The sequence below is a fragment of the Paracoccus sp. DMF-8 genome (assembly GCF_029309835.1).
Classification (GTDB): domain Bacteria; phylum Pseudomonadota; class Alphaproteobacteria; order Rhodobacterales; family Rhodobacteraceae; genus Paracoccus.
Genome location: NZ_JARJHL010000015.1, coordinates 23,081 through 38,082, shown reverse-complemented (window position 1 = coordinate 38,082; position 15,002 = coordinate 23,081). Strand labels below are relative to the sequence as shown.

The following is a 15,002-nucleotide window of genomic DNA, read 5'->3' as shown; positions in this document are numbered from 1 at the left end:
AAGGAATATCCGATGCGTCTTTCCAGCGGTTTTCTTGCGGCTTTGGCAGACAGCCAGGCCGATGATTTCGACAATGAGATCGCGGATATCCTGGTCAGAAACCATGCGCGCGCGTCGGACTGGCGTCGTGAGGAATGTCTTGCATGGGTCAGGCGCAAACGGGGCTGGCTGGAACGTCACGGTATTGTCGCACAACAGCACATTCTGGACCATCTTGAGATAATGATTGTAAACGGCGATGGTGTCATCGACGATCCGGACTATCGCGCCATCATGATGCGACCGTTCCTGTCGCGTGAAGAAAAGGCGCTCGCGCTGCGCCGCCGTTTCCTGACCGGACGTGATGAACGAGGGCAAAGTGAACGAGTTTAGCAACAACGCGTGCTGCGGGCGATGCCGTTGCTGGCTGTGATTGCAGCTGCGAGCGGGGTTGGGCGGCCATTCAGGATGAGGTCAATCAGGCGCTTCGCAGCGATGACCCGGTCGAACGCAACCGCAAAATAACAGCCGCTTACGATCAGCTTGCAAGGGACGAGCCGCGCAATATCTGGGTCAGACTGGCAAGCTATGTGTCGGTGCAGGGTGGCTGCGCCATGAAAAGAACTCAGGCGCTGGATGCGCAGACAATCGGGCGTGTCGTTGTCAATCCATCCGACGCGATGGATGCTTTGCAGGATGCCAATCGCACCATTTTTTCAAGCATCTATCCCGCAGCGCGTTTCGCGCAGAAATGCGGCGCAGACGCGCTGAAGCGATGCGTCGCGAGCGGTCAGGTCAAGGTCCCGCAAGAGCTGCTTGACGCGCTGACCGAGCTTGAAAACGGCAATCTCAGAAGAGCATCTGACATGATTGCCGAATATGAACAGATGACCGTGGTCCGTGCGGCCTATGAACGCCACGCCGACACGTTCAGCGACTTGATGCGCGCAGAGGCGCTCATGCCGGGCGATCAGACAAGTATCCCGATCGCGAAATACTGCACGCGGGAAAATCTGGTGCCGATCGACGGCCTGGACATCCGCGACCCGGCAGACCGGGTCAAATATTACAATCGCCTGATCGAACGTATGTTGCAACAAAAGGCTCCAAACGCGGGCGGAGGGTCTTTCGGCGGCGGTGGGGCGTCAGGTGAATGGTAAACGCAAGATCCCTGATGATTGTCATGGGCCTGGTTGTCTTTGCCGGGACGACAACAATGGTTATGACGCAGGAGAATGAAATGAAACATCGCGACGGTCGGCTCGTATCCGTGTCATTGCTTCAGCCAGTCGCAGATCTGCTGGCGCAGCCGCCGATGGCCTATTATCAGACGGATCTGCGCGGCCCGGATGGTGGGGATACGGCGTCGTTGTATCTGACGGAAATGGCTTCTGGGGGAAATCTGAAACCCACGATGACCGGCGGTCCCATCGTCTTTCAATATGCGGCGAGGAACTGCACCATCGAGCTGCCCTCTGGTCGCCAGATGCTGGCGGCGGTCGAGGGTCCGGTCGTCGCCCGCGCCTCGATGGTCCTGCCGATGGAGCCGATGACCTGGGACGAGATGCAAACCGAAGTCAGCACAATCGTCAGGATGTTTGATGATGCGGGTTGGGTGCGATCCGGTCGGCCAGTGCAATCACCGCTTCGGCCAGAGGATTTCTCTGACGACAGCGGTCCGAAATCCGCGACCGTCGGCGCGTGGCGGGAATGCGAGGCTGGTCCCGCACGCGCTGTTGTCACGGTTCAGCACTACAATTCGCTGACAGGCAGCAGTTTCACCCCGCCCGCAGTTCTCAGTGAAAAGCTTCCGGAAAACGCACCGGACCTGTTTCTGATCTATGTGACATTTTCTCCTGCCACGCAGGAAATCTCTGACAGTCTCAGTGAACTGGTCACGGCCAGACGCGCAAGCGAAGGTCTGGATCCGGCCTATCAGAAACTGCCGGCAAGCGTCTGGCTGGACGACCCGGACTGGAGACCCCGTGGATGGAGCGGCGGCTTCTGACTCTCGCGCCAGCCATTCCAGGTCGCAAGCCTTGGACGAGCCTGTCGCAACCGGTAAGCTGCGCTGAAGCAGTTCCCGGGGCTGACGCGACAAAAAGTTGTGTTTGGTCTCGGTCGCACGGCGATCTGACGGCTGACAGCCGCGCAGGCCCTCGCAGGGGCGCATTCGACAACGATCTTCGCCATATATGCGCCCAGCTTCGTCGTCGGCCGGCTGACTTCACGTCTTGCCCCGCCTCTATCGGCGAAGCCGCTGATCCGGGGCAGCCAGGTCGACAGGGCCGGGACGAAGGTCAGGATCAGCAGGGCCGCCATCGCCGCGAGGAAGAAGGGCGGCAGTTCGCGGATCAGCGCCGAGGTCGTGTGCCGTGGCCGAGGCCACGACAAAGATCAGGCTGCCGACCGGCGGCGTCATCAGGCCAAAGGTCAGGTTGACGATGACGATGATCGCGAAATGATCCGCCGCGATTCCAGCGCCATGGGCGATGGGCGCAAGGATCGGGACCAGGATCATCACCCCCGGCAGCGGGTCCATGAACATGCCAAAGACCAGCAGCAGCAGGTTCACCATCAGCAAAAAGGCGATGGGCGACAGGTTCATGGCGATCACCGTGTCGGCCATGGCCTGCGGCACGCCCTCGATGATCAGCACCCAGTGCAAAGGCGCGGGCGGCGGCCAGGATCATCAGCACCGCAACCGACATGATCGCCGACCGCAGGAACGCCCCCCACAGATCCGCCCAGCTGAAGCCGCGATAGACGAAGGCCGACACCACGATGGCATAGAACACCGCGATGACCGAGGCCTCGGTCGGGGTGAACATCCCGGCGCGGATGCCGCCGACGATCAGCACGATCAGCAGCAGCGCGGGCAGCGCCGCGCCGGTGTTGACCAGCATCTGCCGCAATGGCGGGCGGGGCTCCAGACTGCGGTAATCGCGCTTGCGGCTGATCCACCAGTTCACCACCGCGACCAGCCCCGAAATCAGCAGCCCCGGCAGCAACCCGGCCATGAACAGCGACCCGACCGAGACATTGCGGTCCTGCAGCGCATAGATGATCATGGTGATCGACGGCGGGATGATCGGATCGACCACCGCGACCGAAATGGTCAGCGCCCCGGCATAGCCCTTGGAATAGCCCGACCGCTCCATCATCCGGGCCATCATCGCGCCCGGACCGGCGGCCGAGGCCAGCGCCGAGCCGGAAATCCCGGCAAACAGCGTCCCGGTCAGGATATTGGCATAGCCCAGCCCCCCGCGCAGATGGCCCACGAATTGCGAGGCAAAGCGCAAGAGCATGCGCGAAATCGCCCCGGTGGACATGATTTCCGCCGCAAGGATGAAGAAAGGCACGGCCAGCAGCGGAAAGCTGTCAAGGCCGGTGAACATTTCCTTGACGACCACGACCATGGGATAGCGCCCGCTGATCGCCACGGCGGCAAAGGCCGACATCGCCAGCGAAAAGGCGACCGGAACCCCCATCACCATCAGGATCAGGAAGGCGGCAATCAGGATCTCAACCAACGGCGGCCTCGTCGGAATGTTCAAGCCCCGCGCGCAGATAGCGCGGCGCGATCAGCGCCAGATGCACGATCAGCAGGGAAAACCCCACCGGCATCGCGGCATAGACCCATTTCATCGGCACCCGCAGGGCGGCGGATTTCTGCACCGACATCCGGCCCATGTAATCCAGCCCGACCCAGACCATGAAACCGAAAAAACTGAACAGCAACAACAGGATGATACCGCGCAGGATGCGCTGGCCCCGCGTCGGCAGGGCCTCTTGCGCATTGGTGATCGCGGCATGCGCGCCTTCGCGCAGCGCCAGCCCCGCGCCAAGGAAGGTCACCCAGATCATCGAATAGCGCGCCACCTCATCGGCCCAGGTCAGCGAATTGCCGGTCAGGTAGCGACCGGCGACATTCCAGCCCAGGATCAGGGCCATCGCCATCAGCGCCAGCACCAGCACGGCACCGTTAAGGGCAAGAAAGGCGCGTTCGATCCGCTGCATGGCTGTTTATTCGACCGCCTGGATGCGGTCCATCAGCTCCTTGCCGAACTGGGCCTCATAGGATTTGTAAGGCTCGGCCAGCGCGTCGCGGAACGCCGCCTTCTGCTCGGGCGAAAGCTCGTTCACCGCCATGCCCTTTTCCTGCATCTCGGCCACGCCAGAGGCATCGACCTCATCGACATAAGCGCGCATGGCGACCACCGCATCGGCGGCGGCCTTGTGGAAAGCGGCCTGCTGCGTTTCGTCCAGCCCACCCCACAGCGAGGGCGACACCAGAATGATGGTCGAGGAATAGACGTGACCGTCCAGCGTCAGGTTTTTCTGCACCTCGTTCAGCTTGGCCGAGACGATCACCGACAGCGGGTTTTCCTGTCCGTCGATGGCGCCCTGTTCCAGCGCGCCGATCACCTCGGGCCAGGCCATTGGCGTGGGTGCGGCGCCAAGCGCGCGAAATGCCTCGATATGGATCGGGTTTTCCATGGTGCGGATCTTCAGCCCGGCCATGTCCGCCGGGGTTTCGACCGGGCCGCGGTTCGAGGTGATATGGCGGAAACCCTGTTCGCCCCAAGCCAGCGCATGCAGGCCCGCATCGTCGAATTTCGCCAGCATTTCCTGACCGATTTCGCCGTCCAGCACCTTGCGCGCGTGGTCCTTGTCGCGCAGCAGGAAGGGGATGCCCAGAACGCCCACCTCGGGCACGAAATTCGTCAGCGTCCCGTCCGAGGCGATGGTCATCTCGACCGTGCCCAGTTGCAGCCCTTCCAGCACCTCGCGCTCGCCGCCCAGACCGGAGGACGGGAAATGCCGGAATGTGAAACCGTCGCCAAGGCTGTCCTTCAGCGAGGCCTCGAACGCCTTGGCACCGGCGCCGTAATGGCTGTCTTCGGCCAGCGCATAGCCGATCTTGATTTCCTGCGCGGCGGCAGGCAGGGCGAATACGGCACCAAGCAGCGATGCGGCCAGAATATGTTTCATTGCGGGCTTCCTCCCATGATCGGGACGCGGTCTAGCGCGATAACGTGATTTGACGCAATCCCAAAGCCGCGCGGCGGGGGTTGTGCGCAAGATCTCTTCGCGCGCGCTCCGGCCGGATGCCGGATGCCGGAAACCGGATACCGGAAACGGCGGCCCCTGATGGCCGGTTGCGGTTGACGATCAAAACCTGTAACGGCAATTTGCAGAATGCCAGGTGATCATTGGCCCCTGACCATTGGCCACGTTAGCCCCAGCACCCGCTGATTTTTCGCCAGAACCTGACGAGGGCCACAGATGCGCATTCCGATTCTGACCACATTCGCCCTGATTCCTCGCGTCCTGATGCTCTGCGCCGCACCGGCTCTGGCGCATTACCCGTTCTGCACCTGCGAGGCGGATGGCGACGAAATCACCTGCACCGGCGGTTTTTCGGACGGGTCCAGCGCGCAGGGGGTGACGCTGGACGTGATTTCCTATGACGAGGAAGTCCTTGTCCCCGGCAAGTTCGGCGAAGAAAGCCGTGTCAGCTTTCCCGCGCCCGAGGGCGAATTCTACATCCTTTTCGACGCCGGACCCGGTCACGTCCTCGAAGTCGATTATCCCGATATCGAGGGCTTCAGCCGATGACCCAGGTCATCGTCCGGCCTGCCGGACCGGGGCGCGAAAGCGTCGCGGTGCTGGGGCTGTGCCTTGCCATCCTGCTGCTGTCCGCCGGGATCATCAGCCTGCACCGCAGCGCGCCCGAGGAGACGGCGACCGCGCAGGGGCAGGTTGATGCGCGTTCGGACCTGACGCCCGGCGAACAGGGCATTCTGGCCGATCTGCGCATCGCCGCCGAAGATATCGCCTATCTGGCAGAAAGCGGCACCGGAAACGACACGGCCCCTACCCCCGCCGATCTGGCCGCCGAAGGTCTGCCGCCCTTTGCCAGCGGCCCGGAAAACCGCGACGCGCGGCGGGCATGACTGGACGCTGACGCAAACCGGCGGGCTGCTGGCCTATCTGGGCCGCAGCGCCGATCCGTCCCGCGCGGGCGACATGCTGCTGCTGGTCGATCCGACCGGGGCGCGGCCCGCGACCGTCTGGCTTGGCCGGGGCGGCGACCTGCCCGCCAATCTGCCGGATGACCTGACCAGTTCCGGCTGGCACGAAATCGTCACCAGCTATGACGCCAGCGTCACGCGCCACAGCAAGGACCACCCATGATTTCCCGCCGCGCCCTGCTTGCCGCCCCCGCGATCCTGCTGGCCAGCCGCGCCCTGTCCGCCGCGCCGTTGTCTGCCGAACCCTGCGGGTCGGCGTGACGCTGCACCCCTATCATTCCTGGCTGGCCAATATCCTTGGCCCCGCGGGTCAGGCCGTGCCCCTGATCCCCGAGGGCTTCAACCCCCATGCCTATGAACCCCGCGCCGAAGACATCCGCCGCCTGGACGCTTTGGATGTCGTCGTCCTGAACGGCATCGGCCATGACGATTTCGCCGAGCGGATGATACAGGCCTCGTCCCGCCCCGACCTGCCGGTGATCGAGGCGAACCGCGACGTGCCCCTGCTGGCCGCGACGGGCGGCGCCTCCAGCCGCATGGGCAACAACCGCATGGTCGGCGGCAAGATCGTGAATTCGCACACCTTCCTGTCGACCACGGGCGCGATCCGGCAGATCCAGACCATCGCCCGCGACCTGGGTGCGTTGCAGCCCGAAAACGCCACGCTTTACCGCGACAACGCCCGCGCCTATGCCCAACGTCTGCGCCGGATGCGGGCCGAGGCGATGGCCGGGCTGGCCGAAATCCCTGATGCCTCATTCCGCATTGCCACGATTCACGGCGCCTATGATTACCTGCTGCGCGAATTCGGGCTGGAGGTCACCGCCGTCGTCGAACCCGCCCACGGGATCGAGCCCAGCCCCGCGCAACTGACCAAGACCATCGAACAGATCCGCGAGCTGGATGTGCGGGTGATCTTTTCGGAACTGAATTTCCCCTCGCCCTATGTCGAGACGATCGAGCGCGAAACCGGCATCCGGCTTTATCCGCTGTCGCACATCATCTACGGCCCCTACGCCCCCGAGAAATTCGAGGTCGAGATGGCCCAGAACTATGCCACCGTCCTGCGCGCCATCCGGGAACAGACGTGATGAACATGGCCCCTGCTTCCGAACAGATGCGGCCCCAGAGCGCGGCGGTACGGCTTGGCGGTCCTGCCGTGCAGTTCGATGGCGTCGCGCTGACCATCGGCGGGTCCTCGATCCTGCAGGGGATCGACCTGCGCATCGAACCCGGCGCGCTGCAGGCGATTGTCGGGCCGAACGGCGGCGGGAAATCGTCGCTGCTGCGCTGCCTGATGGGACAGGCGGCCCATCGCGGCCAGATCGCGCTGGACTGGCCCGGCACGCCTGGCCGCATCGGTTTTGTCCCGCAAGTCGTTGAATTCGACCGTGCCTTGCCGATGACCGTGCGCGATTTCCTCGGCGGTGCTGACGACCAATCGCCCCGCCTTCTTGCGTGCGGGCACGACGCTGTCGGCCCGCATCGACGCGATGCTGGACCGGGTCGGGCTGACCGGCAAGGCGGGGCGCCGCATGGGCGCGCTGTCGGGTGGCGAACGCCAGCGCGTGCTGCTGGCGCAGGCTCTGATCGACGACAAGGGCCGCGAACCCGACCTGCTGGTCCTCGACGAGCCGATGGCCGCGCTGGACGCGGCCGGGGCGGCGATATTCGAGCGCATCATCTCTGACCTGCACCAGCGCGGCGCGACGGTGATCTGGGTCGAGCATGACCTTGCCGCCGTGCGGCGCATCGCCGGCCGCGTCACCGCCATCGACGGCGGCATCCTGTTTCAGGGCGCGCCGGAACAGGAACTGACCCCCGAACGCATCCTGTCGCTGTTTTCCCATCGGCGCGGCCAGGCCGCCCCCGACCAGACTACCCCCCGTGACCAGACCCCCAAGGGCACAACCGCATGAGCTGGGACGCATTCCGTCAACTGGTCCAATCCTGGGCCGAGGCAGGCTGGCTGCCCGCCTCTCTGGCCTGGGGCTTTGCCGTCAATGCCCTGGTCGCCGGGCTGATCATCGGCCCGGTTCTGGGCGCGCTTGGCACGCTTGTCGTGATCAAGCGCCATGCCTTTTTTTCCGAAGCCGTGGGCCATGCCGCACTGACCGGCGTCGCCATCGGCATCCTGCTGGGCGAGCCCTATACCGGCCCCTACGGGTCGCTGTTCGGCTATTGCCTGATCTTCGGCATCGCCTTGAATTACCTGCGCAATCGCAACCGGCCTGTCGGCGGATACGCTGATCGGGGTGTTTCTGTCGATGTCGCTGGCCATGGGCGCCAGCATCCCGCTGATCCTGGCGGGCAAGGTGAATGTCCACATCCTTGAAAACGTGCTGTTCGGGTCGATCCTGACCGTTTCGGGCCGCGATATCGCGGTGCTGGCCGCCGTCTCGCTGCCGCTGCTGGTGGTCTTTGCGCTGTATTTCAACCGGCTGATCGCGGGCAGCTTCAACCCGATGCTGGCACAGGCGCGCGGCGTCAATGCCAAGGCGCTGGATTACCTGTTCGTCATCATGGTCACCGTGGTCACGGTCGCGGGGGTCAAGATCATCGGCGCGGTTCTGGTCGGCGCGCTGCTGGTCATCCCGGCCGCCGCCGCCCGCATCCTCGCCCGGTCGCTGCGCAGCTTTGTTGCGCTGTCGGTGGGGATCGCCGGTTTTTCGACCATCGCGGGGATCATGGTGCCGATGCAATATGACCTGCCCGTGCCCTCTGGCGCGGCGATCATTCTGGTCGCGGGCAGCATATTCCTGATCTGCACGGCGCTGCGCGCGCTGCATCCCGCCCTGAAAGGAGATGCGGCATGACCCCGCCCCTTCTCGCCTGCGCCCCGCCCCGTCGCGCCGTTCGCTGCTGACCGCCGCGCTCGCATCCCCTGCCCTGCTGACGGCCAGCCCCGCCCGTGCCGATCACGGCGGCACCCATGTCCTGACCGCCCATCCCGCCGCCTTCGCGCTGGCCAGCGCGCTGGCCCAAGGCACCGGCATCACCATCCGCACCGTCCAGCCCGCGAAACTGCCGGCCTCGCGGCTGGCCAGCTATCTGGGCGGGCGCGGCGCGGCGGAACTGGCCGATGCGACGACCGATGCCGATGCGGTGCTGACCTTCCGCAGCTTCTGGCCGCAGGATCCGCTGTTCGCGCATGCCCGCCGCTCGCGCATCCGCATCGTCGAAATCGACGCGGGCCGCCCGCTGGACGAGGAACTGCCCGGCATAGCGCTGTATGAACCGGCCAGCGATCCGGCGATCTACCGGGCGCTGGATCTGGACCCGATGGTCGCCAGCGGGGTCGAACAGGCGCCGTGGCTGTCGCCCGCCACGCTGACCCAGATGCTGGCGATCACGGCGGCGGATTTCGCGCGGCTGGATATCCCCTCGACCGGGCGCATCGCCGCCAATCGCGAATCGCTGTCGGCGCGGCTGCGCGATATCCGCAGCCGCGCCGATCTGGCGCTGGCACAGGCCAGTGACCTGTCCTGCGTCACGCTGGACCCCGCCGCCAGCTATCTGGCCGCCGATCTGGGGCTGGACCTGCTGGGCGAAATCATCGCGGCCCCCCGCGAATGGACGCCCGACCGCATCCGGCGCCTGCTGGCCTGGCTGTCGGATCACGACACGCGGGTCGTCCTGCATGGCGGCGCCCTGGACGATGTCCAAAGCGCGCTGCAATCCGCCGGCATCGGGCTGGTCGAACTGGTCGAAATTCCGGCCGATGCGACAGACCCGACACCCATTCTTGCCGAAAACCTCGACCGGCTGGCCCGCGTCTTTACCCCGGATTCCGCAAAATGAATGCCCCGAATTCGTCCGAGGCCCCGGCTTCGGACATCCCCCTGCCCCGGCGCGACCGCGCTGCGGGCCGTTCCCGCCGTGGCCGCCTGATCGGCGCCGCCGCCCTGCTGATCGTCCTTGCCTGTGGCGGGGCATGGGCGATGCTGCGCAACCCCGTATCGGTGCGCCATGAAACCGCGCCCGTGGTCCGGCGCGATCTGGAAATCGCCATTTCCGCCACCGGAAAGCTGCAACCCCGCGCCTATGTCGATGTCGGCGCGCAGGTCTCGGGCCAGTTGGAAAGGCTGCATGTCCGTGTCGGCGATCTGGTCGAGCCGGGCCAGCTGCTGGCCGAAATCGACGCCAAGGTGCAGGCCGCCCAGGTCGAGGGGATCGAGGCCGATCTGGCCCGGCTGCAGGCCGCGCAGGCCGAATATCACGCGGGCCGCGTCTTTGCCGAACGTCAGGTCACGCGGCTGTCGCGCCTTGCCGCCGCCAATGCCGCCACCGGCGTCACGCTGGAGGAGGCCGAGCGTGACCGCGATGTCATGGCCGCCCGGATCGAGGCGACCAATGCCGAAATCCGCCGCACCGAGGCCAGCCTGCGCGCCGAGAAACTGGCGCTGGAACATGCCCGCATCCCGCCCCCATGCCCGGCATCGTCGTCGCCATCGAGGCGCGCGAGGGCCAGACGCTCAACGCCAATTACGACACGCCGCTGATCCTGCGCATCGCCGATCTGTCGTCGATGATCGTGCGCAGCGACGTGTCAGAGGCGGATGTGACCCGGCTGCGGCCCGGCATGGATGTCTGGTTCACCACGCTTGGCGATCCCGATCGCAAATGGCAGGCCAGCCTGCAGCAGGTGCTGCCCGTGCCCCCCATCGCCAAGGATGGCGATGAGACCGCGAAACGCGACGCCGTCACCTATACCGCGCTGTTTCAGGTCGCCAATCCGGGCGGAGAGCTGTTTGCGGGCATGACCGCGCAGGTCTTTTTCGTGTCGCAAAGCGCCCCCGGCGTGCTGGCGATCCCGCTGTCCGCGCTGGACGAACGGGGTCAGGTGCGGGTGATGGACGGCGCGGGCCAGATCAGCCGCCGCGAGATCGGCATCGGTCTGCGCACCCGGTTCGAGGCCGAGGTCACCTCGGGCCTGTCCGAAGGCGAAAAGGTCGTCACCGCCGAAATCCGCGACGGCGCGGCGCCGCTGTTGCAGGTCGCCCCATGAGTAGCCCCATGAGCCGCCCCGTAAGCGGGCCGGTGACGGGCGACACCCCGGCGCCGCCGCTGATCCATGTCACCGACCTGCACCGCTGGCTTGGCCGGGGGGCGGGGCGGGTCCATGCGCTGCGCGGGGTCGACCTGACCATCCGCGCCGGGGAATTCGTGGCCATCGTCGGGGCCTCGGGGTCGGGGAAATCGACGCTGATGAACATCCTCGGGCTGCTGGACCGGCCGGATGGCGGCGAATACCGCATCGCGGGCACCGATACCGCGACGATGACGCGCGAGGAACTGGCCGGGCAGCGGCGCGAGCTGTTCGGTTTCGTCTTTCAGCAATACCACCTGATCGCGTCGCTGGATGCGGTGGGCAATGTCGAACTGCCCGCGATCCATGCCGGGGCGCCCCGCCCCTACCGCCGGTCGCGGGCGGCGGGGCTGTTGCGCCGGCTTGGCCTTGGCCACCGTTTGCAGGCCCATCCCGGCGAAATGTCGGGCGGCCAGCAGCAGCGCGTCTCGATTGCGCGGGCGCTGATGAACGGCGGGTCCGTCATTCTGGCCGACGAGCCCACCGGCGCGCTGGACAGCCACAGCGGGCAGGAGGTCATGGCGCTGTTGCAGGACCTGTCGCACGAGGGCCATACCGTCATCCTGATCACCCATGATCAGGGCGTGGCCGACCGCGCCGACCGCGTCATCCGGATCGAGGACGGCCGCATCACCCATGACAGCGGCCCTGCCCCTCGCACCCATGACAACCCGCGCGGCGGCCAGCCGGGGCGGGGGCCGTCGCTGCTGGCCTCGCTTGGCAATGCGGCGCGTTCGGCGCTGGCGGCGCTTGGCGCCAGCCCGGTCAGGACCGCGCTGACCCTGTCGGGGATCGTGATCGGCGTCGCCTCGGTCGTGGCGATGATGGCGATCGGGGCGGGGGCCCGCGCCGATTACATCAGGACCGCATCCGCCATCGGCACGAACTGGCTGGCCATCGGGCGCACCGGCGACAGCAACGCGACCAGCATGCCCCTGACCGTCGGCGATACCGAGGCGCTGCGCGGCGTACCCAATGTCTCGGGCGCAATGTCGGCATGGTGGGAACAGGCCACCCTGCGCCGCGAGGGCGTGGAATACACCTCGAACGTGCTGGCGACCGACCGCGATTTCCGCATCGTCCACGAATGGGACACGGTGCGCGGCTCGTTCTTTTCGGAACAGGACCAGATTTCCGGGGCGCCGGTGCTGGTGCTGGGCACGACCGTCGCGGAAAAGCTGTTTCCCGACAAACCCGACCCTTCGGGCGAATTCGTGCTGGTCAACGGCACGTCCTTTCTGGTGTCGAGGGGTGCTTTGAGATCCAAGGGCATGGCCGAAGATGGCGACGACCGCGATGCACTGGTCGTCATGCCCCTGACCACGGCTGAAACGCGGGTCTACGGCATGGGGATGCTGTCGCTGATCATCGTGTCGCTGGACGACATGGCCCGGCTGGCTGAAACCACGCAAGCGGTGCGCGACGTGATGATTTCCCGCCACGGCCGCGAGGATTTCTGGCTGCATGACGCCGCCAGCGCCTTTCAGCGCGCCGAAGAAAAACAGGCCGCGCAAAACCTGTTGCTGGGCGCCATCGCAATGATTTCGATGCTGGTCGGCGGCATCGGCGTGATGAACATCATGCTGATCACCGTGCGCGAACGCACCCGCGAAATCGGCATCCGTCTGGCCACCGGGGCAAGGGTGCGCGACATCCTGATCCAGTTCCTGACCGAGGCCGTCGCCCTGTCCGCCATCGGCGGCATCGCCGGGCTGGTGCTGGCCGTGGCGATCGGCGCCATCGCGGCCTATGGCTTTGGCATGACGGTGATCTTTTCGGTCAAGCTGTCGCTGGTCGCGCTGGCGGGCGCGGCGCTGATGGGGGTCGGATCTGGCCTGATGCCCGCGTTGCGCGCCGCCCGTATGGACCCGGTCGCGGCGCTGACCGACCGCTAGCGGCGGGCAGTTGCGCATAGGGGCCACACGAATGATTTGGGGGCGCAATGCGCCCCCATTTTTCAGTCTGCCTTAGCGTGATGCACGCTTTTCGATCCAGCTTGCCGTGACGGGCGAGGCCTGCGCGACTGGCACGCCGGCCATATGCACCTCTCCGTCCCAGTCCTCGACCGTGATCCACAGATCGTCGCGTTCGGTCAGCCGGGCGGGCAGGATGACATCGGCGAATTTCCGGGCCGGCGGCCCCGAAAAGATCGTGCCCGCCGCCCGCAGCGAACGCGGCTTGCCGAAACGGGCATAGACGGCGCGGATCTGGTCGTCGCAGCCCTCGCACAGCGCAAGGGTAAAGGCTTTGTGAACACCCGCGACACCGGAATCCAGCGGCGGCGTCACGTCGAATTCGGCCAGCCGCAACAGATAGGGGCCGACCTCGACCATGCCCGCGTCGCGCGCGCCCAGCCCCGCCTGACCGGAAAACAGCCGCTGCTGCTGGTAATAGGCGGGAAAGGCCAGCGCCGGGATCAGAACCGTCGCCGCAGTCAGGTGAAAACGCCAGTCCCCCACCAGCGGCCAAGACGGGTGCGGCCCGCGCCGCGCGTGACACCGGCGCTCATTCCGCGGGCTCCATGACGGGGTTGGGGGTCGGGCGGATGAATTCGCGGGTGGACCGCACGGTGCGCCTGGTCCAGATCAGCATGCCCGACAGGACCATCATCGACAACAGCACGCCGAATATGAAATAGACGATCTTCAGCCCCAGCCCCATGAAATCGCCGGTATGCAGCGGCCGCATGGATTCCGTGACCAGCTCCGCCGCGCTTTTGTCGCCAAGGCTGCGGCTGGTGATGACGCTGTAATCATAGGGGCTCAGCGCCACATTGCCCCAGATCAGCGGAAAGCCCGCGGCATTGCCCCAGGCATGGACCGGGTCAAAGGCGTGGGACGGCATCCCGATGCTGCGCACGCGGATGCCGGGCTGTTCGGTTTCGACGCGGGCCAGCACCTCGTCCAGCCGCACCGGGGGCAGGTCCGACTGGCGCGACACCTGCGGCACGTCATCCCGTCCCAGCACCTGAGGCGCCCCGGCCGTCGACAGCGTGACCCCCACGTCCGACAGCACAGCCTGGATCAGGAACCAGATCGAAGTCACGGAAATAATGGCAATAAACGGGATCGACCAGATCCCGGCAAGGCGATGGAAATCCCCCCAGAAGATGCGCGCGCCCTTGCCGAAGCGCAGGCGCGGATTCAGATAGGCGCGCCAGAATTTCTTGTAGACCAGAATACCGGTGATCAGCGATCCCATCATCGGAATGCCGACGAAGGACACCGCATACCAGCCCCAAGAATAGCCGCTGGTCCAGGGCAGGAACATCCAGCCATGCAGCGCCCGCAAAAAGGTGCTGAGCGTGACGGTCGCCGCCTCGCCCTGGATATGGCCGTCATAGGGGTTGACGTAATAGGTGCTTTCGACGCCCTGCGGATCGGTGACCGATACGGTCGGGGCGAAATGGCTTTCGGCGGGCCAGAACAGGCCGGTGACCTGCGCGCCGGGCCGCTGGTCCTGCACGGCGGCGACAAGCTGGCCCGCGCCGATGCGTTCGCCGGTGACGCCTTCGGGACGCAGCGCGCGGACATCGGAATTGATCGCCCAGATGATTTCATGGCTGACCGTCGCCAGCGTGCCGGTCACGCAGACCAGAAAGACAAAGGCCCAGATCGGCAGCGCCAGCCAGCCATGCAGCAGCAGCCACAGGCGTGCCAATCCGCCTTTTTCCTTTTTGCGCGGCATGGCCGGTTTGGTCGTGGTGGTCATCGCAGCCCTTGTTGCAGCCCTTTTTGCCGGGCACGGATTCGTGCGCAGTTTACGCCGAATCAATCCTGACAGGAAGAATCAGATTCCATGATCGGCACCGAATGCCAAGACGGCCCTTGGCATCATGCGGCCAAACCGGGGCAGAACCGGAGCGGTGCGATTCCCGTCTTCAACCCCTGCCATCG

General features: G+C 65.7%; 16 protein-coding genes and 3 pseudogenes. 14 read left to right on the top strand and 5 right to left on the bottom strand.

The window, feature by feature from the left end; all coding sequences use genetic code 11:
- Positions 1-12 precede the first annotated feature (12 nt).
- The 3 genes from PE067_RS16630 (at position 13) to PE067_RS16620 (ending at position 1,987) form a co-directional block, all read left to right on the top strand.
- A complete protein-coding gene (locus PE067_RS16630; protein WP_276190825.1) occupies positions 13-372 on the top strand; it encodes a hypothetical protein in 360 nt (119 codons plus the stop codon).
- Between the two features lie 221 nt (positions 373-593).
- A complete protein-coding gene (locus PE067_RS16625; RefSeq protein WP_276190824.1) occupies positions 594-1,139 on the top strand; it encodes a hypothetical protein in 546 nt (181 codons plus the stop codon).
- Positions 1,140-1,219: 80 nt separating this feature from the next.
- Positions 1,220-1,987, top strand: a complete 768-nt coding sequence (locus tag PE067_RS16620; RefSeq protein WP_276190823.1) for a hypothetical protein — start codon at positions 1,220-1,222, stop codon at positions 1,985-1,987.
- Between the two features lie 242 nt (positions 1,988-2,229).
- On the opposite strand, the pseudogene PE067_RS21945 reads toward PE067_RS16620, so the two are convergent.
- The 3 genes and pseudogenes from PE067_RS21945 to PE067_RS16600 form a co-directional block, all read right to left on the bottom strand.
- Positions 2,230-3,512: pseudogene (locus PE067_RS21945) on the bottom strand (TRAP transporter large permease); the annotation flags it as partial.
- Positions 3,505-3,999, bottom strand: coding sequence for a TRAP transporter small permease (locus PE067_RS16605; protein WP_276190821.1), 495 nt, complete (start codon positions 3,997-3,999; stop codon positions 3,505-3,507). The pseudogene PE067_RS21945 and the gene PE067_RS16605, both read right to left, overlap by 8 nt.
- Positions 4,000-4,005: 6 nt before the next feature.
- On the bottom strand, positions 4,006-4,974 hold the full coding sequence (locus tag PE067_RS16600; RefSeq protein ID WP_276190820.1) for a TRAP transporter substrate-binding protein: 969 nt from the start codon (positions 4,972-4,974) through the stop codon (positions 4,006-4,008).
- A gap of 294 nt (positions 4,975-5,268) precedes the next feature.
- Between PE067_RS16600 and PE067_RS16595 the strand changes: the two genes are divergently transcribed.
- From PE067_RS16595 to PE067_RS16540, 11 genes and pseudogenes are all read left to right on the top strand, one after another.
- Positions 5,269-5,601: a hypothetical protein gene (locus PE067_RS16595; RefSeq protein WP_276190819.1), complete on the top strand. Its 333-nt coding sequence runs from the start codon at positions 5,269-5,271 to the stop codon at positions 5,599-5,601.
- Positions 5,598-5,939, top strand: a complete 342-nt coding sequence (locus tag PE067_RS16590; protein WP_276190818.1) for a DUF6162 family protein — start codon at positions 5,598-5,600, stop codon at positions 5,937-5,939. The genes PE067_RS16595 and PE067_RS16590 overlap by 4 nt, the downstream gene beginning before the upstream one ends.
- On the top strand, positions 5,899-6,180 hold the full coding sequence (locus PE067_RS16585; protein ID WP_276190817.1) for a hypothetical protein: 282 nt from the start codon (positions 5,899-5,901) through the stop codon (positions 6,178-6,180). Before PE067_RS16590 ends, PE067_RS16585 begins: the two co-directional genes overlap by 41 nt.
- Positions 6,181-6,274: 94 nt before the next feature.
- Positions 6,275-7,108, top strand: a complete 834-nt coding sequence (locus PE067_RS16580) for a zinc ABC transporter substrate-binding protein (protein ID WP_276190816.1) — start codon at positions 6,275-6,277, stop codon at positions 7,106-7,108.
- Positions 7,108-7,293: pseudogene (locus PE067_RS16575) on the top strand (hypothetical protein); the annotation flags it as partial. The gene PE067_RS16580 and the pseudogene PE067_RS16575, both read left to right, overlap by 1 nt.
- A gap of 151 nt (positions 7,294-7,444) precedes the next feature.
- Positions 7,445-7,936, top strand: a complete 492-nt coding sequence (locus PE067_RS16570) for an ATP-binding cassette domain-containing protein (protein ID WP_276190815.1) — start codon at positions 7,445-7,447, stop codon at positions 7,934-7,936.
- Positions 7,933-8,833, top strand: a pseudogene (locus PE067_RS21940) (metal ABC transporter permease). The gene PE067_RS16570 and the pseudogene PE067_RS21940 overlap by 4 nt, the downstream one beginning before the upstream one ends.
- Positions 8,823-9,818 (top strand): zinc ABC transporter substrate-binding protein, encoded by a 996-nt coding sequence (locus tag PE067_RS16555; RefSeq protein WP_276190812.1) that lies wholly within the window; start codon positions 8,823-8,825, stop codon positions 9,816-9,818. Before PE067_RS21940 ends, PE067_RS16555 begins: the two are co-directional and overlap by 11 nt.
- Positions 9,815-10,519, top strand: coding sequence for a biotin/lipoyl-binding protein (locus tag PE067_RS16550; RefSeq protein WP_276190811.1), 705 nt, complete (start codon positions 9,815-9,817; stop codon positions 10,517-10,519). The genes PE067_RS16555 and PE067_RS16550 overlap by 4 nt, the downstream gene beginning before the upstream one ends.
- Positions 10,447-11,025 carry an efflux RND transporter periplasmic adaptor subunit gene (locus PE067_RS16545; RefSeq protein ID WP_276190810.1) on the top strand — a complete coding sequence of 193 codons (579 nt, stop codon included), beginning with the start codon at positions 10,447-10,449 and terminating at the stop codon, positions 11,023-11,025. The genes PE067_RS16550 and PE067_RS16545 overlap by 73 nt, the downstream gene beginning before the upstream one ends.
- A gap of 8 nt (positions 11,026-11,033) precedes the next feature.
- A complete protein-coding gene (locus PE067_RS16540; protein WP_276190809.1) occupies positions 11,034-13,001 on the top strand; it encodes an ABC transporter permease in 1,968 nt (655 codons plus the stop codon).
- A 72-nt stretch (positions 13,002-13,073) separates the two neighbouring features.
- On the opposite strand, the gene PE067_RS16535 is transcribed toward PE067_RS16540, so the two are convergent.
- Entirely contained in the window at positions 13,074-13,565 is a 492-nt protein-coding gene (locus PE067_RS16535; RefSeq protein WP_276190808.1) for a thiamine pyrophosphate-binding protein, read from the bottom strand.
- Positions 13,566-13,611: 46 nt separating this feature from the next.
- Positions 13,612-14,817 carry a PepSY-associated TM helix domain-containing protein gene (locus PE067_RS16530; protein ID WP_276190807.1) on the bottom strand — a complete coding sequence of 402 codons (1,206 nt, stop codon included), beginning with the start codon at positions 14,815-14,817 and terminating at the stop codon, positions 13,612-13,614.
- Positions 14,818-15,002: the final 185 nt, after the last annotated feature.

Excerpts from the sequence above, each read along its gene's own strand:
- PE067_RS16550 (WP_276190811.1), top strand. The coding sequence starts at position 9,815 with ATGAATGCCCCGAATTCGTCCGAGGCCCCGGCTTCGGACATCCCCCTG.
- PE067_RS16630 (WP_276190825.1), top strand. The coding sequence starts at position 13 with ATGCGTCTTTCCAGCGGTTTTCTTGCGGCTTTGGCAGACAGCCAGGCC.
- PE067_RS16625 (WP_276190824.1), top strand. The coding sequence starts at position 594 with ATGAAAAGAACTCAGGCGCTGGATGCGCAGACAATCGGGCGTGTCGTT.
- PE067_RS16595 (WP_276190819.1), top strand. The coding sequence starts at position 5,269 with ATGCGCATTCCGATTCTGACCACATTCGCCCTGATTCCTCGCGTCCTG.
- PE067_RS16530 (WP_276190807.1), bottom strand. The coding sequence starts at position 14,817 with ATGACCACCACGACCAAACCGGCCATGCCGCGCAAAAAGGAAAAAGGC.
- PE067_RS16590 (WP_276190818.1), top strand. The coding sequence starts at position 5,598 with ATGACCCAGGTCATCGTCCGGCCTGCCGGACCGGGGCGCGAAAGCGTC.
- PE067_RS16600 (WP_276190820.1), bottom strand. The coding sequence starts at position 4,974 with ATGAAACATATTCTGGCCGCATCGCTGCTTGGTGCCGTATTCGCCCTG.
- PE067_RS16540 (WP_276190809.1), top strand. The coding sequence starts at position 11,034 with ATGAGCCGCCCCGTAAGCGGGCCGGTGACGGGCGACACCCCGGCGCCG.
- PE067_RS16620 (WP_276190823.1), top strand. The coding sequence starts at position 1,220 with ATGAAACATCGCGACGGTCGGCTCGTATCCGTGTCATTGCTTCAGCCA.
- PE067_RS16605 (WP_276190821.1), bottom strand. The coding sequence starts at position 3,999 with ATGCAGCGGATCGAACGCGCCTTTCTTGCCCTTAACGGTGCCGTGCTG.
- PE067_RS16545 (WP_276190810.1), top strand. The coding sequence starts at position 10,447 with ATGCCCGGCATCGTCGTCGCCATCGAGGCGCGCGAGGGCCAGACGCTC.
- PE067_RS16555 (WP_276190812.1), top strand. The coding sequence starts at position 8,823 with ATGCGGCATGACCCCGCCCCTTCTCGCCTGCGCCCCGCCCCGTCGCGC.